The sequence below is a fragment of the Streptomyces sp. TN58 genome, assembly GCF_001941845.1.
Lineage (GTDB): Bacteria > Actinomycetota > Actinomycetes > Streptomycetales > Streptomycetaceae > Streptomyces.
The window spans coordinates 1,914,277-1,935,421 of sequence record NZ_CP018870.1 but is presented as its reverse complement, the minus strand read 5'-3'; the positions used below and the strand labels follow the sequence as shown (position 1 = coordinate 1,935,421).

Genomic DNA, 21,145 nt, shown 5'->3' with positions numbered 1-21,145 from the left:
CCGGCACCGCGGCGTCGGGCCTACTCCGGCTGGGTGACCGTCGCGCCCCAGTGGGTGGTCGGGGTCGAGGCGGTCACCCAGGCGGTGAATCCGCCGTGCAGGCCGGTGCCGAGGGGGACCGTGACGACCGTCGGGTCCGAGCCGGGGCAGTCGACGGTGAAGGGGGCCGGGTCGCGGTCGGGGTGCTCCTGGAGCCGGAACGACACCTCGATGCTGCCGCCTTCGGCGCAGCCGAACGTGATGTACGTGTCCAGGTACGGGGAGAGGCCGCCCGAGACGAAGCCGCTGGAGCCCGCCTGGTCGGCGATCCAGATCAGGCCGTCAGGGCCCGGGTAGCCGATGATCTCGCCCGTCGGCGCGGCCTGGGCCGGCGCGGCCTGGGCCGGCGCGGCCGCCAGGGTCAGGGCCAACACCGGTGCCAGGGCTGTCAGTGCTGTGGTGCGCTTCTTCATGTCGTCCCCCAGGTGCTCGTGTCGTCCGTCCGTCGGACAGTCGTGACGCTACCCGGGGGTACCGACATCCGCCTGAGTGCGCGTACTCAGGCGTGCGGGATCAGCGGGTGAACAGCGGCGACGCCGCGTTCTCCGATGTGCTCTGCCAGTACGTCACGCGGGCCTTGTCGTCCATGTGGACGCCGCCGGAGGGCAGTTGGAGGAGTGATCCCTCGCCGGTGTTCTCCTGCGGGCGCTGGCCGTGCGGGGCGAGCGCGAGGTCTGTCGTGAGCGTGCCGGCCTCCTTGCCGCCCTTCCGGGCGAGCAGGCCCGCGTAGGCCTCCTTGCCGGGTTCGAGGACCACCGGGGTCTGGGGCCTGGAGTTCTCGAAGACGGCCACCAGCCGGCCGTTCCCGTCCTTGATGCGGAGCACCGGGTAGGAGGTCAGCTTGCAGCTCTTGGGGCCCGTGTTGACCACGGTGAGCAGCAGCTTCGAGTCGTCCTTCGTGGGCGGGACGGCCCACTCCACGGAGACCTGGGCGTACTCGTCGGAGCAGTTTCCGTTCTTCCCCACCGGCTCACCCTCCGCCTCGCCAGGCCGGGGCACGGATGAGGCGGAGGGGGAGGGGGCCGAGGGGGCGGGAGTGCCGTCGGCGGCACCCGGCGTGGTGGCGGCGGGCTTCGGCGTCGGCGTGGCGCTCGCCTTGCCGTCCTCCTCCGTGGGCCCGCAGGCCGTGGTCGTCGCGAGGAGCGCGGCGGCCGTCAGGCCCAGGAAGGCGAGGGTGCGGGTGCGTCCGGCAGTCTTGCGGTGAGTGGGCATCGTGGTCCCCCGTGGCGGCTCGCTGGATGAATGGCCGAGTGGCCGGCCGACCGACTCCACCACCTGACCCTTGCGGTCCGGTCCGGTCCGGTCCGGTGCGGTGCGGTGCGGTGCGGTGGGGTGGCGGTTCGGTGCGGTCAGGATGCCCCGTGCGGCAGCGGATTCACGCCATACGGGGGATCGTTACGGGTCGCGCATACGGATGCCATGCTTCCGTCATCAGGCCCCCGGCGCCGGGTCCTCCCTGGGCGGCTCGTCGTCGTTGCCGCGCCGCTGGGTGCGCAGGCCGTGGTCCGGGGTCCAGCTGCGGACCACTAGGTCGTCGCCCTGCACGGTGATACGGACGACCTCCGTCAGGTCGGCGTAGAAGAGGTGGAAGGGATGCGGGGTCTCCGTCTCCTCCGCGTACCGGTGGAGTTCCGGCGGGTCCACGAGCTCCACCGCACGCCCGGAGATCCGTACGTCCCCGTCCGGCATCGTCTCGCCCTCGCCCGGATTGGTGTGCAGGGCGAAGCGCGGGTCGCGCTGGAGGTCCCTGGCCTTCATCGAGCCTGCCATCATGCCGAGCCACAGCTCCCCGCCCCGGATGTCGACGTTCAGCCCGGCCACCCGGGGGGAGCCGTCCTTGCGGAGGGTGGCCAGGACGTGGTGCGGGTACTGCGCGAAACGGGCCTGGACGGCCGCCGCGAACTCCGGTTCCGCCTTCTCGAAGGCTGCCCAGCTGGTGTGCGTCATACGTCCATCAAAGCGCGGGCACCGGCGGGCCCGGGTCAGGCGCGCACGATGCCCGCCCCGCGTGCCGCCGCCAGCCAGGCGGGGAACTCCCCGACGAGGCGGTCGTACAGTTCGCCGTCGGGTACGGCGCGCGGGTCGAGGCCCGCGTGGAAGTAGCCCGCGTTGTCCACGGGCCGTTTCGCCGGGACCGGCAGCTCGTCCAGCCGGCGCAGGAAGTCGAACTGCGTGCTGCGGGTGTTGCCGAAGCCCACGAACTGCCAGAAGATCGGCAGCCGGGCCGCCTTGCACAGGTACTTCTCGGCCGCGAGCTTGTTGATCGGGCCGCCGTCGGTCTGGAAGACGACCAGGGCGGGTGCCGTGGAGCCCGAGTCGAGGTAGTGGTCGATGACCGCGTCCATCGCCGCGTGGTAGGCCGTCTTGCCCATGTGCCCCAGGCGGGAGGCGATCTCGGTGACCCGGCCCTCGTGCCCGGGCAGGGAGATCTCCTCCACCGCGTCGACCTCGGTGGAGAAGAAGACCACCGGTACACGGGCGTCGTCGTCCAGGTGTGCCGACAAACCCAGCACCCGGTCGGCGAGGGCCTGCACGCTGCCGTCCTGGTAGTACGGGCGCATCGACCCGGAGTAGTCCAGGACCAGGTAGACCGCCGCGCGACCGCCCTCCAGGCCGTACTTGCGCAGGGATATCCCGGCGCTCTTGTAGAGGTTCACGAGGGCCGGAGCCGACTCCTCGACCTTGCGGAGGCTGATGGCGCTGCTCGTCATGGGGCGAGGGTATGCCGAAGGCCGCGGGTCCCGGTCACTTCGGGCGCTTGGCCTGCGCCTCCTTGAGGAGTTGCGCGTACGGAGTCTGGACCAGCGAGCCGCGTATATGGGCGAGGCCGTACCGGTCGATCGCCTGTGGCTGCAGGCGTATTTGGTCGAACATGAAGACCTTCCTTTTGTCGCCCGGACTGCCGACATCGACATAGACGAAAGGTTGGCCAAGGTACAGCCACCAGACCGTCACACGTTCCCGCCCGCGCGTCAGATTCAGGAGTTCACTGCTCTGGGATATGTCTGACTGGTATCTGAAGTATTCTTTTTTCTTCGTCGGGCCCGGCGGGTCGTCGTCTTTTTCTTCCTCTTTGAGTTTTCCTCGCCATTTCCCGGTGGCGAAATCGGTGTCCAGTCTCATCCTGTCCTGCCGGAACGCGTACGCCTCCACCCGGGCTGCTACCGCTTCATAGTCGACATCCTCAGGGTTTTCGATCTCGGCGACAACGTCCGTCGAAACCTCCTCCCCCGGGCTCAACTCCCGCCCCGGTGGTTTGACCAGCTCGCCGGGTTTGATCAGTTTGTACCTGTCCTTCGGATCGCTGGCGAGCTTGACGTGGATCCAATAGATGCTGCCGAGGATGTGAACAGGGACCTCGCCGGAGTTCTTGAGGTGCAGACGGACCCGCAGGTACATCTTCGTGCCTGCCTTGTTGAGGCTCGCCGTTCCGATCTCAGCCGTGCCCTGCATGAGCGGCCGGGATATCGAGGGGAGGTAGATCTGGGTGTAGGCCAAGTTGGTGGTGACGAGGACGGTGGAGACGACGGCCCCCATCGCGATGCGGCCGGGATTGCGTAGCGCCTTCCAGACCCGCCGGCGACAGAGGACCCAAACGGACCATGTGGCACAGGCTATGAGGCCTATCCAGAGCAGCAGGCACAGCACGTATGTCGACCTGGCCTCGTTGGCGAGGAACAGCACGAGCAGTGTCGCGCCGACAAAGAACTCGACCAGCGCTCCGAGCAGAAGGGTCGGTCCGGAGTAGGGCATTTTTCGCTTGCGCCAATAGTCGAATCCGGCCGCGAGGGCGATCACTTCCACGATGGCCATGAGGAGGAAGATGAAGCCCGTCATCCGACCGGCGAAGGTGAGGGCGTCGAAGGAGTCCTTCATCCCTATCCAGGTGCACATGGCTGCGGTCGCCAGGAAGCCGAGCGCCATGACGGCCCCCGTCGTGAGGCGCCCCCAGGTGTGAGCCGGCCACACTCCGCTGTCTCCGCCCTGCCAGTCGATGTCGCATTTGGGCGAAACACCGGCGCGGCGCAGGACCTTCTGCAGTTCGCGGCGGTTCCAGACCCGGCCTCTGTTCTTGCCGTCGATCACGACCTTCCGCAGGCCGTCGTCGTCCGGCGGCCCTACGGCCACATCGGGCTTGGTGTCCATGGCGCCAGCGTGCGCCTGCTCCCGCGCACACGCCGCTGGAAGGCGTGTCCGAGGCGGGATTCCCGTGCGATGGCGGGGGCACAGCCTTCACCCGAATGGAGTAACCGGGTGCGCGCCTCGGCACGGTCCGGACCGAGAGTGGTGGCGACCGTGTCGCTCGTCCTTGTGGGAGGTTCGGATGCGTACACGACTGGTCGGGCTGATGGCCGCCGCCGTACTGGCCGCTCTCGGTGCCGGGCTCCCCGTCGCCCAGGCGGCCGTACCCGCGATCGGCGGGCAGATGTGCGTGGACGGCGGCGGAACCGTGGAGTACGAGTCCGTCAGGGGCTCGTGGATCTGCGTCGACGGGAAGTACGACGGCAAACCCATCGACTGAACCGGGCCCACCGGGTACATGCCGGGCCGACCGGTCCCCGCCGTCGGCGCGCGGCTGACCGTCACGGCGCGCTCCTGCTGCTCCAGACCGCCCTCCTGCTGCTCCAGACCGCCCTCCTGCTGCGGATCTCCCTGCGCCGCTCCCGGAGCTGACGGCGCAGGGCCCCGCAGCCCCCGCTACTGCTTGATCTTGTAGGAGCAGCCCTTGGCGTTCGTGACGCCGTCGCTCTCCGCGACCACCTTGCCGTCGACCTTGATCGTGCAGGGGGCCTGCTGGAGCTTGCCGTCGGCGCCCGTGATCGTGCCGGGGACCACGCTGACCAGGTAGCCCACCTTCTGCTCCGCGGCGGTGAGTTCGGCGGTGCCGGACTTCGACCACGGCAGCGTCTGCTGCTCGAAGCCGCTGCCGATGCCGTTGTACATGACGGCCGTCCTGCCCGTGCCACCCACCTCCAGGACCACCTCGTGCTTCGCGCCACCGCCGACGGCCGGGGCCGGCGCGGGGTCCTGGCCCTTGTCCTGCGACGCCGCAGGCTGCTGCTTCCCGCCCTCGGGGGCCGGCTTCGGCTCCGCGCCCCCGCAGCCGACGAGCAGCAGCGCCGCCCCGGCGCACAGCGTCACGGCGGTGATGGTCCTGCGCATGTCCTGATACCTCGATCTTGTCGCCTTGCACTACTGATCGAAAACAATGGACGCATGACGACACGCGCCCGTTCCTTCGACACCGCAGCCGCTTCCTACGCCGCCCACCGGCCCGGCTACCCGCCGGCCCTCCTCGACGCCGTCGAGGAACTCACCGGCCGCCCTCTCGCCGGGGCGCGCGTGGCCGACATCGGCGCGGGCACCGGCATCGCCACCGCCCTGCTGCACCGGCGCGGAGCCGACGTCGTCGCCGTGGAACCCGGGGACGGGATGGCCGCGCAACTGCGCCTGGCCCACCCCCGCATCCCGGTCCTGCGCGGTGACGGCAACCGGCTACCGCTGGTCACCGGCGCCTTCGACCTCCTCACCTACGCCCAGGCCTGGCACTGGACCGACCCGGCCCGCTCCGTCCCCGAAGCCCGCCGGGTGCTGCGCCCCGGCGGTGCGCTCGCCATCTGGTGGAACGACTCCGACACGACCGTCCCCTGGATCGCCGAACAGGAGGCCCGCCTGGCCGAGTTCTTCGAGGCGAAGGCGGACCCGGCCAAGGAAGCAGGACCGTCGCGGCAGACGGGCCAGGGCAGTGGCTTCCGTACGCTGCCCCGCGGGCTCGGCGGCTTCGCCACCCGCTCCGTGCGCTGGTCCCGGCGCGTTCCGCTGGACGCGCACCTCGCCAACCTCGCCAGCCACTCCGCCTTCCTGATGCTGGGCGAGGCCGGCACCCGCGCGTACCTCGCCGCCGAACGGGAGCTGCTGGCCCCGCACTTCCCCGACGGCACCGTCGAGGAGAGCTACGTCGTCAGCCTCCACGTCGCCCGGGTGTGAGCGAGCGCAGGACCTCCGCCCGGCACACCGACGGCGAACCCCACGCGTCCCGAAGCGGCCGGGCCTTGCGCAGCCACAGCGACAGGTCCAGCTCCTCGGTGTAGCCCACCGCACCGTGGAGCTGGAGCGCCGTCATCGCCGCCCGGTACGCCGCCTCCCCGCAGCGCAGCTTCGCCGCCGCCACCTCGCCCGGGGCCGGCGACAGCGCCGCCGCCCACAGCAGCGGCCGGGCGAACTCCAACGCCACCAGGGTGTCCGCCAGCCGGTGCTTGACCGCCTGGAAGGACCCGATCGGCACTCCGAACTGCGTGCGCTGCTTCACGTACCCGACCGTCCGCTCCAGCAGGGCCTCGGCGACGCCCAGGCACTGGGCCGCCGTCAGCAGCCGCGCCCACAGCCCGGCCGCGCGGGCCGCCCGCGCCACCGCCGGCCCCGCCGCGAGCGGCTCGCCCGCGGCCGGCACGGGGAGGCAGAGCCGCCGGGCGGGATCCGTCGACCGCAAGGGCCCGCCCGCGGCGGCCGTCCGCAGCTCGCCCGACTCCGACACGGTCACGCAGTACGCCGCCGCGTCCGCGTCCAGCGCGTACGGGCCCCCGCCGCTCCCGCCCGGCAAGGTCAGCGTGGCCCAGGCCTCGCCCCCGGCCAGGCCCGGCAGGAACCGCTTGGCGAGCGCATCGTCCCCCAGCTCCGACAGCAGCACGCACACGGCGGCGCTCTCCACCACCGGCCCCGGCACCCCCGCCCGGCCCAGCTCCACGAACCCCAGCGACAGCTCCAGCGGAAGCAGGCCCGCCCCCTCGTACGCCTCCGGCACGGCCAGCGCGAACAGCCCCGTCCCCGCGAGCCGGGACCGCAGCGCCAGCCCCGGCCCGTACTCCCCGTCCGCCCAGGCCCGTACGGCCGTAGGGACCTGCGCCGCGCCCAGCAGGGAGCGCAGCGTACGGGCGAAGTCCGACTGCTCGGCGGTCGGCAGGAAACGCATCAGCGGCGGCCCTTCGGGAGGCCGAGCAGCCGCTCGGCGATGATGTCGCGCTGGATCTCGTTCGTACCCGCGTAGATCGGCCCGGCCAGCGAGAAGATCCACGGCTCGGCCCACTCCCCGTCCGCGAGCTCGGCGTCCGCGCCCAGCAGGTCCAGCGCCGTCTCGTGCAGGGCGATGTCGTACTCCGACCAGAACACCTTGTTCAGGCTGGACTCCGCGCCGACGGCCCCGCCCGCGGCGCACCGGGAGGCCGCGGCCCAGGTGAACAGCTCGTAGGCGCGCGCCCCGGCCACCGCGTCGGCCACCCGGTCGCGCAGGGCCGTGTCGGCCGGATCCCCCTGCTGTCGCCACAGCGCGGCCAGCCGGCCGGCCGCCGCCAGGAACCGGCCGGGGGAGCGCAGGGTCAGGCCGCGCTCGTTGCCGGTCGTCGACATCGCGATGCGCCAGCCCTGGCCCGGCTCCCCGATCACGTCCTCGTCCGGTACGAAGACCTCGTCGAGGAACAGCTCCGCGAAGGCCGGCTTGCCGTCGAGGCGGCCGACGGGCCGCACCGTGACCCCTGGCGCCCGCAGGTCGAACATCAGGTACGTCAGCCCCTGGTGCGGTTTCGGGGCGTCCGGGTCGGTGCGGAAGATGCCGAAGGCCCGGTCCGCGAAGGCGGCCCGCGAGGACCAGGCCTTCTGCCCGGACAGCAGCCAGCCGCCCTCCGTCCGGACCGCCCGCGAGGTCAGCGAGGCCAGGTCGGAGCCCGCCTCCGGCTCCGACCAGGCCTGCGCCCACACCACCTCGCCGCTCGCCATCGGCGGCAGCACGCGCGCCCGCTGCTCGGGCGTCGCGTGGTCGAAGAGCGTCGGCGCGAGGAGGCTGACGCCGTTCTGCGAGACCCGGCCGGGCGCGCCGGCCGCCCAGTACTCCTCCTCGAAGACCAGCCAGTGCACCAGGTCGACGCCCCGGCCGCCGTACTCCTCGGGCCAGGACACCGCCGACCAGCGGTCCGCGTACAGCCGCGCCTCCCACTCCCGGTGCGCGGCGAAGCCCTCCCGCGTCTCCAGCGAGGGCAGTGGGCGGACGGGTACGTGGTCGGCCAGCCAGGCGCGCGCGTCGGCCCGGAAGGCCGTCACGTCCGCCGTCTGGGTCAGGTCCATCGGGTGCCCGCCTCTCGAACGCCGTCACTTCCCTAACAAGTGTTTGGTAGGTTAACGTACGGCCATGAGCAGCGTCGAGGAGTTCGCATGAACGAGCCCCGGTACACCGCCGGCCACCACCTGCTGCAGGACCGCACCGCCGTCATCACCGCCGCCGCCGGCGCCGGGATCGGCGGAGCCACCGCCCGCCGCTTCCTGGAGGAGGGCGCCCGCATCGTCATCGGCGACGCCCACGCCCGCCGGCTCAAGGAGACCGAGGCCGCGCTCACGGCCGAGTTCGGCGCCGGCCGCGTCACCTCCCTGCCCTGCGACGTCACCGACGAGGACCAGGTACGCGCCCTGTTCGCGCTCGCCGAGCAGACCCACGGCAGCCTCGACATCGTCGTCAACAACGCCGGACTCGGCGGCACCGCCACCCTCGTCGACATGACCGACGACCAGTGGACCCGCGTCCTCGACGTCACCCTGAACGGCACCTTCCGCTGCACCCGCGCCGCCCTGCGCTCCTTCAAGGCCTCCGGGACGGGCGGAGTCGTCGTCAACAACGCCTCCGTCGTCGGATGGCGCGCCCAGGCCGGCCAGGGCCACTACGCCGCCGCCAAGGCCGGGGTCATGGCACTCACCCGCTGCGCGGCCCTGGAGGCCGCGGAGTTCGGCGTACGCGTCAACGCGGTCGCGCCGAGCCTGGCCATGCACCCCCACCTGGTGAAGGTCACCAGCGCGGAACTCCTGGCCGAACTCACCGCCCGCGAGGCCTTCGGCCGGTACGCCGAACCCTGGGAGGTCGCCAACGTCATCGTCTTCCTCGCCAGCGGCTACTCGTCGTACATGACGGGCGAGACGGTGTCCGTCAGCAGCCGGCACCCGTAGCCCGACAATGGAGCCGTGCCCACGAACAAGCCCGCAGCCCAGCCCGCAGCCAAGAAGAAGCCGCAGGTGACGCCTTCGCCCGAGCGGCGCCGCGAACTCCTCGACACCGCCGCCGAGGTCTTCGCCGCACAGGGCTACAACGCCACCACCGTCCGCAAGATCGCCGACGCCGCCGGGATGCTCGCCGGCAGCCTCTACTACCACTTCGACTCCAAGGAATCGATGCTCGACGAGATCCTCTCCGCCTTCCTGACCGAGCTGTGGGACGGCTACGACGCCGTCCTCGCCGCCGGACTCGGCCCCAGGGAGACCATCGAGGCCCTCGTCACCGAGTCCTTCCGCGAGATCGACCGGCACCGCGCCGCCGTCGCGATCTACCAGAAGGAATCGCGCACCCTCTCCACCCAGCCCCGCTTCCACTACCTGTCCGACTCGCAGGTGAAGTTCGAGAAAGCCTGGCTGGGGACGCTGGAACGCGGCGTCGCCGCCAAGGTCTTCCGGGCCGACCTCGACATCCGCCTCACCTACCGCTTCGTCCGCGACACGGTGTGGGTGGCGGCCTCCTGGTACCGGCCGGGCGGACAGCACAGCCCCGACGAGATCGCCCGCCAGTACCTGTCGATGGTCCTGGACGGGATCGCCCTGCGCCCCGCCTGACAGCCCCGACCACCCGGCAGTCCGACCACCTGGCAGCCCGACCACCCGACCGCCCCGACCGTCCGAGGAGTCCCGATGCCCGAGGCCTACATAGTCGACGCCGTACGCACCCCCGTCGGGCGGCGCGGGGGCGGCCTGTCCGCCGTCCACCCGGCCGACCTCGGCGCGCACGTCCTCCGAGCACTCGTGACGCGCACCGGGGTGGACCCGGCCGCCGTCGAGGACGTGGTCTTCGGCTGCCTCGACACCGTCGGACCGCAGGCCGGGGACATCGCCCGCACCGCCTGGCTCGCCGCCGGCCTGCCCGAGGAGGTCCCCGGCGTCACCGTCGACCGCCAGTGCGGCTCCTCCCAGCAGGCCGTGCACTTCGCCGCGCAGGGCGTGCTCTCCGGTACCCAGGACCTCGTCGTCGCCGGAGGCACCCAGAACATGTCGATGATCCCGATCGCCTTCGCCTCACGGCAGGCGGCCGAACCGCTAGGCCTCACCGAGGGCCCCTACGCGGGATCCGCCGGCTGGCGCGCCCGGTACGGCGACGCCCCCGTCAACCAGTTCCACGGCGCCCAGCTCATCGCCCGGAAGTGGGGGATCTCCCGCCGCGACATGGAGGAGTACGCGCTCCGCTCCCACCAGCGGGCCGTACGCGCCGCGGACGAGGGCCGCTTCGACCGCGAGATCGTGGCCCACGGCGACATCACCGCGGACGAGGGCCCGCGCCGGGACACCACCCTGGAGAAGATGGCGGCGCTGAAACCGGTCGTCGAGGGCGGCACCATCACCGCCGCCGTCTCCTCCCAGGTCTCCGACGGCGCCGCGGCCATGCTGATCGCCTCCGAGCACGCCGTCCGCGAACACGGCCTGCGGCCACGGGCCCGCATCCACCACCTCTCGGTCCGCGGCGAGGACCCCATCCGCATGCTGTCCGCGCCCATCCCGGCGACGGCGTACGCGCTGAAGAAGACCGGCATGTCCCTGGCGGACATCGACCTGGTGGAGATCAACGAGGCGTTCGCCCCGGTGGTCCTGGCCTGGCTGAAGGAGACCGGCGCCGACCCCGAACGCGTCAACGCCAACGGCGGCGCCATCGCACTGGGCCACCCGCTGGGCGCCACCGGAGTCAGGCTCATGACCACCCTCCTGCACGAACTGGAGCGCACCGGCGGCCGGTTCGGCCTCCAGACGATGTGCGAGGGCGGCGGCCAGGCCAACGTGACGATCATCGAACGCCTGTAGCCGCCGGCCGTCCGGCCGCCCCCGCGGCGGGTGTCAGGAGGCGGACGGCAGGGCGAAGCCGAGGAGGACCGCGGCGTCGACACGCACCGAGCCCGGCGAGAGGGTGCCGTCGTGCTCGTGGTCCGCGTGGACGGCGCCGCGGCCGTGGCCGCCGACCGACTCCGGGTTCACGTCCTCGATGTGGATCACCGCCCCCAGCTCGATCCCGCAGGCCTGCGCGTACACCTCGGCCTTGCGGCGGGCTGCCTCGACCGCGCGGGCCCGTGCCTCGTCGCGCATCGCGGGCTTGTCCCGCACCTCGAAGCGGACGTCGTCGACCCGGTTCGCTCCGGCCGTGACCGCGTCCTGGATCAGCAGTTCCAGCCGGTCGAGCGCCTCCGTCTGCACCGTGTACCTCGCCTCGCAGCTGTAGCCGAGGAAAGTCCGATCCGCCCCGTACCCGCTGTACTGCGAAGTCAGCCGGAGCCGGGAGCCGGAGACGTCCGCGTCCGGTATGCCGTGCTCCCGCAGGGTCTCCCGCAGCCGCGCCACCGCCGCCCCCGCCTCGGCGAAGGCCACCTTCGGCGTCGGGGCGACGAGGTCGACCGCGAGGTCGACGAAGGCGAGACTGGGTTCGGCGGACACGCTGCCCGCGCCGAGCACACTGAGCCCCCAGGGCTCTCTGATCGCTGCCATCCCATGATCAAAGCAGGCGCGGGAGCCCACCACCAGGGACTTCCGATACCACGCCGGACGGACGTCACACCCGGCCGTCCACACCTCGGCGCCGAGGTGTGCTAGGTTAGTGACCGTTGCAGTTGTGGTACCCATGAACTTTATGTGCGCCTGACGGGAATGTTCCTCAGGCGCTTTTATTGTTTTGCCGGAATCTCCGGATGGGGCCCTTGCCGCCTATTCAGGAGATTTAAAATGGCACTTGGCACCGTGAAGTGGTTCAACTCGGAAAAGGGCTTCGGCTTCATCGAGCAGGACGGTGGCGGTCCGGACGTGTTCGCCCACTACTCGAACATCGCCACCCAGGGCTTCCGTGAGCTCACCGAGGGCCAGCGCGTGTCCTTCGACGTGACGCAGGGCCAGAAGGGCCCCCAGGCGGAGAACATCATCCCCGCCTAATTCCTTCAGCATGCCGGGGTCCGCACCGAGAGGTGCGGGCCCCGGCTTGTCTGCTGTCTCGACCTTTGTTTTACCTGCCGGTTTCAGGAGGGCTTTCTCGCATGACCAGCTCCAGCTCCGCACGACCCAGCCGCCGCCCCACCCGGGGACGAGGAGCGGCCCAGGGGCGTCCGAAGGCTGGTGCGGGACGGCAGAAGTCCGCCCCCGCCCCCCGGCCCCAGGAATTCACCATGCCCGAGCCGACCGTCCCGGCACTGCCGGCGGTCGCCGCGTTCGAGGACATGGACATGCCCGAGGCGCTGCTGAAGACCCTCGCAGCCCAGGGCGTCACCGAGCCGTTCCCCATCCAGGCCGCGACCCTGCCGAACTCGCTCGCCGGCCGCGACCTCCTCGGCCGCGGTCGCACCGGCTCCGGCAAGACCCTCGCCTTCGGCCTGGCACTGCTGGCCCGCACCGCCGGCCGCCGCGCGCAGCCGAAGGCGCCACTCGCGATGGTCCTCGTACCGACCCGCGAGCTCGCGCAGCAGGTGACCGACTCCCTGGCCCCGTACGCCACGGCCGTCAACCTGCGCATCGCCACCGTCGTCGGCGGCATGTCGATCAACCGGCAGTCCGGCGCCCTGCGCCGCGGCGCCGAGGTGCTCGTCGCCACCCCCGGCCGTCTGAAGGACCTCATCGACCGCGGGGACGCGGACCTCTCGCAGGTGTCGATCACCGTCCTCGACGAGGCCGACCAGATGACCGACATGGGCTTCATGCCGCAGGTCACCGCGCTGCTCAAGCAGGTCGAGCCCGGCGGCCAGACCATGCTGTTCTCGGCGACCCTCGACAAGAACATCGACAAGCTCGTCAAGATGTTCCTGACCGACCCGGTCGGCCACTCCGTCGACCCGTCGGCCGGCGCGGTCACCACCATGGAGCACCACGTCCTGTACGTCATGGACGAGACCGACAAGAAGGCCGTGGCGACGCGTATAGCCGCTCGCGACGGCCGGGTGATCATGTTCGTCGACACCAAGCGCGGTGTGGACCGCATGGTCAAGAAGCTCCTCGCCGACGGCGTGCGCGCCTCCGGCCTGCACGGCGGCCGCTCGCAGCCACAGCGCAACCGCACCCTGGACTGGTTCAAGACGGGCGAGGTCACCGCGCTGATCGCGACGAACGTCGCGGCGCGCGGCATCCACATCGACGACCTCGACCTCGTCGTCAACGTGGACCCGCCCACCGACCACAAGGACTACCTGCACCGCGGCGGCCGTACCGCCCGCGCCGGCGAGTCCGGCAGCGTGGTCACCCTGGTCCTGCCCGACCAGAAGCGGGACATGACCCGGCTGATGTCGGACGCCGGGATCTCCCCGCGCACCGCGCAGATCAAGTCCTCCGACGAGGAACTGGCCCGGCTGACCGGCGCCAAGGAGCCCTCGGGCATCCCGGTGGTGCTGGAGGTCCCCCAGCAGCCCGCGCCGAAGGCGCGCAGCGGGGCCGGCTCCGGTTCGGGCTCCGGCTCGCGCCGCCGCTCGGGCTCGGGCGGCGGGCGCGGCGGCTCCGCCACCGGCGGCGCCCCGGCGGCCGGCGGCAGGCCCCGCCGTTCCGGCGCGGGCTCCGGGCAGGCCCCGGCGGGCTCGGGCCAGGCCCGCCGCGGCGGTCAGGGCGGACAGGGCAGCTCGGCCGGCGGCTCCGGCGAGCGCGGCCGACGCGGCGCAGGCGGCTCCGGCGGCGGCGCCGCCGCTGCCTCCGCCCGCAGCCGGGTCGGCACCGGCGGCCAGGGCCGCCGCCGGGCGGTCTGACCGGCACCACCACCCACACGCACCGAAGCCGGGCGGCGCAGCACGCGCCGCCCGGCTTCGCCGTTCGACCGGGTGTTCCGCTAGCGGACCAGCTTGTCCTGGAGCTTCGCCAGCGTCCACAGGTCCAGGCCGAGCCCCCGGGTCAGGTAGCCGTAGAAGCCGCCGTAGTCGGCCTCCAACTGCGCCGTCGCCGAGTCCAGGTAGTCCTGGCGGACCTCCTGGAGCGGGATCAGCAGGTCCGGGTTCTGCATCCGACCCGACTGCTTCAGGCCCGCCCGCACCCTGGCGTCGTAGGCGGCACGGAAGGTGTTCGACGCCAGGTAGTCGCGCTCGGCGGCGTCCTCGGGGACGGCGAGGGCGCGCAGCAGCACGTAACTCATCCAGCCCGTCCGGTCCTTGCCGGACGTGCAGTGGTACAGGACCGGGCCCTGCCGGCCGTCCGCGAGGTCCCGCAGGGTCGCCGCGAACTGCGCCCGGTTCTCGGGGCTGGTCACGAAGGTGCGGTAGATGTCGCGCATGTACGCCTCGGCGCGGCCGCCGCCGAGCATCTGCTCCTGGGTGACGGGGTCCCCGCTGCCGATCGCCGTGACGAGGGTCCCGTAGAGGCCGAGGTCGCTGACCGGGCGTGCGGTGGGGGAGAGGCCGGGAGGCAGCCGGTCGGCGCCGTCGTACTGGACCTCTGTCGGGATGCGGAAGTCGACGACCTTCGTGAGGCCGAGACCGGAGACGGTGGTGACGTCGGTGTCGGTCAGCTTGCCCAGTGCGTCGGAGCGGTAGACGAGCCCCTGGCGGACTTCGCCGCCCGTCCAGGTGCGGTAACCGCCGAGGTCGCGGACGTTGACGGCGCCTTGGAGGACGATCTGGCGAATCGTTTCGGCTTGCTGCTGCTGCTGGTGGTGGTGATGCCGGGCGTCGGCCCGGGCTCCGGGTACGGGCGCCGCGTGCGCGGCGGACGGCAGGGCGGCGAGGGCGAGGGCGGCGACGGCCGCCGCGGCCCCTCTGCGGATACTGACACGGCTCATGGGGGCGACTCCTGTGACGGAGAAGGGGGATCACCCTGGTGGTGGCAGGGCGTCGAGCGAGTGCGGTCCGTGCGGCTTGTGGGGTGCGTGCGGTGCGTGCGGCTCGCGGGATCCCTGGAGGCGGTCCAGCACGCAGTGGGCCTCGGCCATGACGCGGCAGACGAGCTCCGCACAGGACGGGAGGTCGTCGATCACCCCCGCGACCTGGCCCGACGCCATGACGCCGAGATCCGTACGGCCCTCGACCATGGACGCCCTGAGGAGCATCGGAGTGTTCGCGGCGAGCAGCACCTGGCTCCAGGACAGGTCCTTGCCGTGCTTCATCGCCAGGCCGTCGCGGACCATCTGCGACCAGCCCAGACCCGACAGCTTCCGGAAGCCCGCCGCGTGCCGGACCGCCCGGACCAGCGCCCGGGCCCGACCGGCACGCTCCAGGGAGGCGACCAGCTCCGTACGCAGCATGCGGTGCGGGAGGCCGTCGACGGCCGTGGTGACGGTCACGTCCCGGACCGTCGCCTTCAGGTACTCGGCCTTCACCGCGTCCGGCACGGTCGAGTCCGAGGTCAGCAGGAACCGCGTGCCCATGGCGATGCCCGACGCCCCGTACGCCAGGGCCGCCACCAGGCCGCGGCCGTCGCGGAACCCGCCCGCCGCGACGACCGGGATGTCCACCGCGTCCACGACCTGCGGCAGCAGCACGGTGGTGGCCACGTCGCCGGTGTGCCCGCCGCCCTCGCCGCCCTGCACGATCACCGCGTCCGCGCCCCAGGCGGCCACCTTCTCGGCATGCCTGCGTGCCCCGATCGACGGGATGACGACCACGCCCGCGTCCTTCAGCCGGCCGATCAGCTCCCGCGAGGGCGCGAGCGCGAAGGACGCCACCCGCACCCCCTCGTCGATGATCAGCCGGACGCGCTCGGGGGCGTCCCCGGCGTCCGCACGCAGGTTGACCCCGAAAGGCGTCCCCTCCGGCACGCGGGAGCGCACCTCGCGGACCGCCGCCCGCAGCTGCTCCGTCGTCATCGTCGCGGAGGCCAGGATGCCCAGCGCGCCCGCCCGCGCCACGGCCGACACCAGGCGGGGCCCGGCGACCCAGCCCATGCCCGTCTGCACGACGGGGTGCTCGACCCCGACCAGTTCCGTGAACGCCGTCTCCACCGGATCAGCCCCGCACTTCCCGGTCGCGCAACCCCTGCGGGTCGATCACCTCGCGGATCAGCCGCAGTTCCTCCTCGGTCGGCTCCCGCGTGTACGGGACCTCCTCGGGCAGCGCCAGCTCGAAACCGGTCGCCGCCCGGACCTGCTCGACGGTGACCCCGGGGTGCAGGGAAGCCAGCCGCATGGAGTGGCCGGGGCCGGCGAAGTCGAAGACACCCAGATCGCTGACCACCCGGGGCAGCCGGTGGAAACGGGCCACCCCCGCCTCGGCGGCCCGGTCGTGGCCGACGCCGCAGACCATGTCGACGCGCTCGACGAAGACCCGCGCCGAGTGCTTCGGGATCCAGTAACTCACCGGGTTGTTGAGGGTGTTGACGGGAGCCCCGCGCACACCCAGCAGCTGGCGGGCCGGCCGCTCCCAGTCGCCGATGCAGGAGATGTTCTGGTTGCCGAACCGGTCGATCTGGCTCGCGCCCATCATCACGTGCCGCCTGCCGCCGGTGACCATGGCCAGGTGGCGCCGGTACGGTAGCCAGCCCTCGGGCGTGCCGTCGAGCCCGACGAGCATGGCCTCGCCGTCCGTCAGCAGCAGGTCGGGGGAGAAGGTCCGCTTCGCGAGCCGGGCCCCGATGGAGGGGATCAGGCCCATCGGGCTGGCGAGCACCTCGCCGTCGCCGCGCCAGGCCTCGGCGCACGCGATCACGCAGTACTCGGCACGGGTGGCTCCGCCGGTTCCGGTGGACCGGTCGGTGCCTGCGGGCGTCGTGGTCACTGCTGCTCCTCGTGCCAGGTCCGGACGGCCGACTGGTAGTCCTGCTCGCCCGCCCCGGTCAGGAAGCGTGCCGAGAACTCGGGCCAGGGGGTCCTCGCGTACAGCTTCTGGAAAGCCTCGTCGCGGCCGTGGTCGGGGGCGCAGGAGGTGAAGTGCGCGCCGTTCGGGGCCTCCACCACCCCGGTGACGGAGTGCCGGCTGACCAGGAGCGACTGCGGCGGGCCGGCCTTGGCGAGCTCGGCGGTCTCGACCAGCTGCTCGCAGGAGACGTAGGCGGCGTCGGCGGCCTCGCAGAACAGGTCGTCGAAGTACGGGTCCGGGCCCAGGTACTGGGCGTTGCCGAGGCGGTCGGCGCGGTTGAGGTGGACCAGGGCGGCGTCCATGCGCAGGGCGGGGACGGCGACGAGTTCCTCGCCGTCGCCGTAGGGGGAGGTGACCGTCCGCAGTTCCGGGTTGACCCGCATGACGTCGGATCCGAGGCCGGCGCGGACCGGGAGGAAGGGCAGCCGGTTTGCGGCGGCGTGCAGGCCCCACATGAACATGGCCTCGTCGTACTCGGTGAGCGTGAAGGCGGCCCGCTCCCGGGCGGCCCGGAAATGCGGCTCCAGCGCGATGGAGTCGAGGGTGGCGAAGGGGGCGACGAGCCGGCGGATCCGGCCCGCGGCCGCCAGCATGCCGACATCCGGGCCGCCGTACGAGATCACGGTGAGATCGGTGATCTCCGACCGGAGCAGCGCTCTGACCAGGGCCATCGGCTTGCGCCGGGACCCCCAGCCGCCGATCCCGAGGGTCATCCCGCTGCGCAGCTGCCCGACCGCCTCTTCGGCGGTCATGGTCTTGTCGCTCATGCGCGCTCTCCCTTCCCGAAGGTGTCGCGGACCCGGTCGGCCACCCCGCTGAGGTTGGCCTCGAAGGTGAAGCCCTGCTCGAAGCGGTAGCTGCGGCGCACGTCCACCGGGTCGATCCCGTTGATGGCCGCCTTCGCCAGCCGGATCAGGCAGCCGTCCTTCTTCGCGATCTCGGCGGCCAGCTCCAGGGCGGCGCCGCGCAGCACCTCGCGCGGGACCACCCTCCAGACCGAGCCGTGGGCGTGCAGTTCGGCGGCGGTCGCGGTGCGCGAGGTGTAGTAGAGGGCGCGCATCAGGTGCTGGGGGACCAGCCGGGCCAGATGGGTGGCGGCGCCCAGGGCGCCCCGGTCCAGCTCGGGCAGGCCGAAGACGGCGTCGTCGGAGGCGACGATCGCGTCGGCGTTGCCGGCCAGGCCGATGCCGCCGCCCAGGCAGAAGCCGTTCACGGCCGCGACGACGGGCACCTCGCACTCGTAGACGGCGGCGAACGCCTCGTAGCAGCCCCGGTTGGCGCCGATGAGGGCCGTGTGGCCGGTGTCGCGCTGCATCTCCTTGATGTCGACGCCCGCGTTGAAGCCGCGGCCGTCGGCGGCGAGGACCACGCACCGGACCTCGGGGTCCCGGCCCGCCGACCGCAGGGCGTCGGCGAGGTCGTACCAGCCCTGTACGGGCAGCGCGTTGACGGGCGGGAAATCGACCGTGACCAGTGCGACGCCCTTGTCCGGGCGGGAGGTGGAGACACCCATGACAGGATCAGCTACCTTTCCACCAAACATTTGTTAGGTGAGGAAGGTAGCAGCCCATGGAGCTCGACGGGAGGGTTGTCGTCGTCACCGGCGGAACCAGGGGCGTCGGCGCCGGGATCGCCCGCTCGTTCCTGCAGGCCGGCGCGGAGGTCGTCGTGTGCGCCCGCCGGCCACCGGACGGACCGGTGTCGGCGGACGGCCGCGAGGCGTCCTTCACCGCGCTCGACCTGCGTGACACCGGCGCCGTACGGGACTTCTTCGACGCGGTCGGCGACCGGTACGGGCGGCTCGACTGCCTGGTCAACAACGCGGGCGGGACCCCGTACCGGCTGCTCGGCGAGGGCGGCGCCGAACGCCACGCACGGGTCGTCGAGCTCAACCTGCTCGCCCCGCTGACGGCCTCGCTGGCGGCCCACCCCTGGCTCAGGCGGACCGGGGGCTCGGTCGTGATGATCGGCAGCGTGAGCGGGACCCGCCCCTCGCCGGGGACGGCCGCCTACGGGGCGGCCAAGGCCGGCCTGGAGAGCCTGGCCCGGTCCATGGCCGTCGAATGGGCACCCGAGGTACGGGTGAACTCGCTGGTCCTCGGCATGGTGCGGACCGAACTCGCGCACCTGCACTACGGCGACGAAGCCGGGATCGAGGCGGTCGGCGCGACCGTCCCGCTGGGCCGGCTCGCCGAACCGGACGAGGTCGGCGACGCGGCGGTCTTCCTCGCCTCCGACCGGGCGCGGTACGTGAGCGGGGCAGCCCTGCTGGTGCACGGCGGCGGGGAGCGCCCTGCCTTTCTGGACGCGGCAACTGTCAACAAGGGGAGCTGAGATGGCGGGACTGTGCGAGGGCCGGGTCGTGATCGTGACGGGCGCGGGGCGGGGGCTGGGTCGGGCCCACGCGCTGGCCTTCGCCGCGGAGGGGGCGAAGGTCGTCGTCAACGACCTCGGCGTGGAACTGGACGGACTGCCCGGGCCGCAGAGCCCGGCGGCGCAGGTGGTCCGGGAGATCGAGGCGCTGGGCGGCGAGGCCGTGGCCCACGGCGGGGACGTAGCGACCGCGCGGGGCGCGGACTCCCTGGTGGAGGCCGCCGTCGACGCCTTCGGCCGCCTCGACACACTGGTCAACAACGCCGGATTCCTGCGGGACCGGATGCTGGTGAACCTGGACGAGGACGACTGGGACGCGGTCGTACGGGTCCACCTGAAGGGGCACTTCCTGCCGTTGCGGTCGGCGGCCGCCTGGTGGCGGGCGGAGGCCAAGGCCGGCCGCCCGGTGGCCGCCCGGGTCGTCAACACCTCCTCCGGGGCGGGACTGCTGGGCTCCGTCGGCCAGGGCAACTACAGCGCGGCCAAGGCGGGCATCCTCGGCCTGACCCTGGTCGCGGCGGCGGAGACGGGCCGGTACGGAGTCCAGGTCAACGCCATCGCCCCGGCCGCCCGGACCCGCATGACGGAACAGGCCTTCGCGCAGACCATGGCCGCCCCCGAGGACGGCGGCTTCGACGCGATGGCACCCGAGAACGTCTCCCCGCTCGTGGTGTGGCTCGGCGCGGACGCCTCCGCCGGGGTCACCGGCCGGGTCTTCGAGACCGAAGGCGGCCGGATCACCGTCATGGAGGGCTGGCGGCCGGGCCCCACGGCGGACCGGGGCGCGCGGTGGACCCCGGCGGAGGCGGGCGAGGCGGCGCTGAAGCTGCTGGCCGCGGCCGAGCCGCCGCTGCCGGCGTACGGCTCGCGCTGAGCAGACGGAAGCGGGCCCGGCCCCCTGGCGAGGGGTCGGGCCCGAGTCTTCGTCGGTGCGTTGAGGTATCACTACCCGCTGGGCCCACCCGCTGAACCGCAGTTAGGCCATTTGTTGTGGGGGAAGTTGCGCGGCACCGCACGAAGGACGCTCCGGAGGCGGCGCGACGGGCGGCGCGTGGGGCGGGAACCGGGGACGGTTCCCGCCGCCGCGTCAGGAGAGCTTGCCGTTGTAGTCCGGGAGCTTCACGGTGCGCTCGGCGTGACCGCCGACCAGGTCGGTCGGGCTGTTCCCGATGTTCGCGATGATCGTGTAGCCGCGCGCCTCGATCTCCGCCCGCTTGGCCGTCTTGTAGGCGCTGACCTCCTCGAAGAGGTCGGGCAGGTCGCGGACGTAGAGCCCGGACACCGGGTAGCCGACGGCCTTGAGGTTGTAGTCGGTGAGGGAGTGGATGATGCCCGGGCGGGCCGTGACGAAGAAGACGGCGACACCGCGCGCGTGCGCGTACTGGGTCAGGGCGCGCACCTTGCTGATCGCGGGGGTCGGATAGGTCCAGAACCAGTGGAAGTCGGTCTCCAGCGACGTGTTGTCGATGTCGAGGACGAGGGCCGGCTTCTCGCCGGCCGGCGAGTTCGCGATGCGCTGCTCGATGGCGGGGCGGGCCGCGTCGACGATGGCGGCCACCTCCCGCTGCCAGGCGGCGTAGTCGATGCCGAGTATCGCCGCGTTGCCGCCCGGCGCGGACGCGGTCGCGGTCGTGGCGGCGGTGGCGGCGGTCGCCGGTGCGGAGACGGGCGCGGGCGCGGCGGCCGGGGCCGCCTGGGCGGCGGTGGCCGGAACGAGCGTCAGGAGGGCGGCGGCCGCGGCCACGCCGACGGCGGCGGTACGGGGCGTGCGGATGCGGCGGGAACTGCGCATGGGGGGTGCTCCTCGGTCGCAACTTGACATGGACGTGACCAGAGTTGGCGAGAACACCAGCCATGTCTACTGGCCGGTAGGAAACTTTTCGCGGCCGATCGGTGAACGATCAAGCCATATGCGGGCGGACCGG

Annotated in this window: 24 protein-coding genes; 9 read left to right on the top strand and 15 right to left on the bottom strand. The window is 72.3% G+C overall.

All coding sequences use genetic code 11. The annotated features are described in order from the left end of the window. Nucleotides 1–20: 20 nt before the first annotated feature. The 5 genes from BSL84_RS08800 to BSL84_RS36455 form a co-directional block, all read right to left on the bottom strand. Nucleotides 21–452 (bottom strand): hypothetical protein, encoded by a 432-nt coding sequence (locus BSL84_RS08800; protein WP_075970130.1) that lies wholly within the window; start codon nt 450–452, stop codon nt 21–23. 100 nt (nt 453–552) lie between these two features. Next, nucleotides 553–1,251 (bottom strand): DUF4232 domain-containing protein, encoded by a 699-nt coding sequence (locus BSL84_RS08795; RefSeq protein WP_075970129.1) that lies wholly within the window; start codon nt 1,249–1,251, stop codon nt 553–555. A gap of 219 nt (nt 1,252–1,470) precedes the next feature. After that, on the bottom strand, nt 1,471–1,986 hold the full coding sequence (locus tag BSL84_RS08790) for a pyridoxamine 5'-phosphate oxidase family protein (protein WP_030026627.1): 516 nt from the start codon (nt 1,984–1,986) through the stop codon (nt 1,471–1,473). 35 nt (nt 1,987–2,021) lie between these two features. Next, on the bottom strand, nt 2,022–2,750 hold the full coding sequence (locus BSL84_RS08785; protein ID WP_030026626.1) for a VWA domain-containing protein: 729 nt from the start codon (nt 2,748–2,750) through the stop codon (nt 2,022–2,024). Between the two features lie 34 nt (nt 2,751–2,784). Beyond that, complete coding sequence (locus tag BSL84_RS36455; RefSeq protein ID WP_075970128.1) at nt 2,785–4,185, bottom strand: US12 family protein; 1,401 nt, start codon at nt 4,183–4,185, stop codon at nt 2,785–2,787. 178 nt (nt 4,186–4,363) lie between these two features. On the opposite strand from BSL84_RS36455, the gene BSL84_RS08775 reads away from it, so the two are divergent. Further along, nucleotides 4,364–4,561: a hypothetical protein gene (locus BSL84_RS08775; protein WP_075970127.1), complete on the top strand. Its 198-nt coding sequence runs from the start codon at nt 4,364–4,366 to the stop codon at nt 4,559–4,561. A gap of 176 nt (nt 4,562–4,737) precedes the next feature. On the opposite strand, the gene BSL84_RS08770 is transcribed toward BSL84_RS08775, so the two are convergent. Then, nucleotides 4,738–5,202 (bottom strand): hypothetical protein, encoded by a 465-nt coding sequence (locus BSL84_RS08770; RefSeq protein ID WP_075970126.1) that lies wholly within the window; start codon nt 5,200–5,202, stop codon nt 4,738–4,740. Between the two features lie 54 nt (nt 5,203–5,256). On the opposite strand from BSL84_RS08770, the gene BSL84_RS08765 reads away from it, so the two are divergent. After that, nucleotides 5,257–6,027 carry a class I SAM-dependent methyltransferase gene (locus BSL84_RS08765; protein ID WP_075970125.1) on the top strand — a complete coding sequence of 257 codons (771 nt, stop codon included), beginning with the start codon at nt 5,257–5,259 and terminating at the stop codon, nt 6,025–6,027. Here the strand turns inward: BSL84_RS08765 and BSL84_RS08760 are convergent. Continuing rightward, a complete protein-coding gene (locus BSL84_RS08760) occupies nt 6,002–7,009 on the bottom strand; it encodes an acyl-CoA dehydrogenase family protein (RefSeq protein WP_075970124.1) in 1,008 nt (335 codons plus the stop codon). The two genes, BSL84_RS08765 and BSL84_RS08760, sit on opposite strands and share 26 nt — an antisense overlap. Next, nucleotides 7,009–8,154: an acyl-CoA dehydrogenase family protein gene (locus tag BSL84_RS08755; protein WP_075970123.1), complete on the bottom strand. Its 1,146-nt coding sequence runs from the start codon at nt 8,152–8,154 to the stop codon at nt 7,009–7,011. Before BSL84_RS08755 ends, BSL84_RS08760 begins: the two co-directional genes overlap by 1 nt. A gap of 87 nt (nt 8,155–8,241) precedes the next feature. Between BSL84_RS08755 and BSL84_RS08750 the strand changes: the two genes are divergently transcribed. The 3 genes from BSL84_RS08750 to BSL84_RS08740 all read left to right on the top strand — a co-directional run bounded on the left by BSL84_RS08750 (nt 8,242) and on the right by BSL84_RS08740 (nt 10,914). Next, nucleotides 8,242–9,024: an SDR family oxidoreductase gene (locus BSL84_RS08750; RefSeq protein WP_075970122.1), complete on the top strand. Its 783-nt coding sequence runs from the start codon at nt 8,242–8,244 to the stop codon at nt 9,022–9,024. A gap of 15 nt (nt 9,025–9,039) precedes the next feature. After that, the gene (locus tag BSL84_RS08745) at nt 9,040–9,681 is read left to right on the top strand and encodes a TetR/AcrR family transcriptional regulator (protein ID WP_045324047.1); all 642 of its coding nucleotides are present in this window, start codon (nt 9,040–9,042) and stop codon (nt 9,679–9,681) included. Nucleotides 9,682–9,756: 75 nt separating this feature from the next. Beyond that, nucleotides 9,757–10,914, top strand: coding sequence for an acetyl-CoA C-acetyltransferase (locus BSL84_RS08740; RefSeq protein WP_045324048.1), 1,158 nt, complete (start codon nt 9,757–9,759; stop codon nt 10,912–10,914). Between the two features lie 33 nt (nt 10,915–10,947). Here the strand turns inward: BSL84_RS08740 and BSL84_RS08735 are convergent, their stop codons facing one another. Continuing rightward, entirely contained in the window at nt 10,948–11,589 is a 642-nt protein-coding gene (locus BSL84_RS08735; RefSeq protein ID WP_030028953.1) for an SIMPL domain-containing protein, read from the bottom strand. A gap of 234 nt (nt 11,590–11,823) precedes the next feature. Here BSL84_RS08735 and BSL84_RS08730 point away from each other — a divergent pair, with 234 nt between their 5' ends. After that, on the top strand, nt 11,824–12,027 hold the full coding sequence (locus BSL84_RS08730) for a cold-shock protein (RefSeq protein ID WP_030028954.1): 204 nt from the start codon (nt 11,824–11,826) through the stop codon (nt 12,025–12,027). Between the two features lie 101 nt (nt 12,028–12,128). After that, entirely contained in the window at nt 12,129–13,814 is a 1,686-nt protein-coding gene (locus BSL84_RS08725; RefSeq protein WP_075970121.1) for a DEAD/DEAH box helicase, read from the top strand. An 80-nt stretch (nt 13,815–13,894) separates the two neighbouring features. Here BSL84_RS08725 and BSL84_RS08720 read toward each other — a convergent pair whose 3' ends face one another. From BSL84_RS08720 to BSL84_RS08700, 5 genes are read right to left on the bottom strand one after another with little or no spacing between them, the layout of a single operon-like run. Then, a complete protein-coding gene (locus BSL84_RS08720; protein WP_075970120.1) occupies nt 13,895–14,836 on the bottom strand; it encodes a tyrosine-protein phosphatase in 942 nt (313 codons plus the stop codon). 30 nt (nt 14,837–14,866) lie between these two features. Continuing rightward, on the bottom strand, nt 14,867–15,994 hold the full coding sequence (locus BSL84_RS08715; protein WP_078849271.1) for an NAD(P)H-dependent flavin oxidoreductase: 1,128 nt from the start codon (nt 15,992–15,994) through the stop codon (nt 14,867–14,869). 4 nt (nt 15,995–15,998) lie between these two features. Then, on the bottom strand, nt 15,999–16,766 hold the full coding sequence (locus BSL84_RS08710) for a CoA-transferase subunit beta (RefSeq protein ID WP_075970119.1): 768 nt from the start codon (nt 16,764–16,766) through the stop codon (nt 15,999–16,001). After that, the gene (locus BSL84_RS08705; RefSeq protein WP_075970118.1) at nt 16,763–17,614 is read right to left on the bottom strand and encodes a CoA transferase subunit A; all 852 of its coding nucleotides are present in this window, start codon (nt 17,612–17,614) and stop codon (nt 16,763–16,765) included. The genes BSL84_RS08710 and BSL84_RS08705 overlap by 4 nt, the downstream gene beginning before the upstream one ends. Then, complete coding sequence (locus tag BSL84_RS08700; RefSeq protein WP_075970117.1) at nt 17,611–18,360, bottom strand: enoyl-CoA hydratase family protein; 750 nt, start codon at nt 18,358–18,360, stop codon at nt 17,611–17,613. The genes BSL84_RS08705 and BSL84_RS08700 overlap by 4 nt, the downstream gene beginning before the upstream one ends. Before the next feature lie 56 nt (nt 18,361–18,416). Between BSL84_RS08700 and BSL84_RS08695 the strand changes: the two genes are divergently transcribed. Then, nucleotides 18,417–19,181 carry an SDR family oxidoreductase gene (locus BSL84_RS08695; protein ID WP_075970116.1) on the top strand — a complete coding sequence of 255 codons (765 nt, stop codon included), beginning with the start codon at nt 18,417–18,419 and terminating at the stop codon, nt 19,179–19,181. Between the two features lies 1 nt (nt 19,182). Further along, entirely contained in the window at nt 19,183–20,094 is a 912-nt protein-coding gene (locus BSL84_RS08690) for an SDR family oxidoreductase (protein ID WP_030028967.1), read from the top strand. 213 nt (nt 20,095–20,307) lie between these two features. On the opposite strand, the gene BSL84_RS08685 is transcribed toward BSL84_RS08690, so the two are convergent. Then, on the bottom strand, nt 20,308–21,012 hold the full coding sequence (locus BSL84_RS08685) for an HAD family acid phosphatase (protein WP_045324056.1): 705 nt from the start codon (nt 21,010–21,012) through the stop codon (nt 20,308–20,310). Nucleotides 21,013–21,145: the final 133 nt, after the last annotated feature.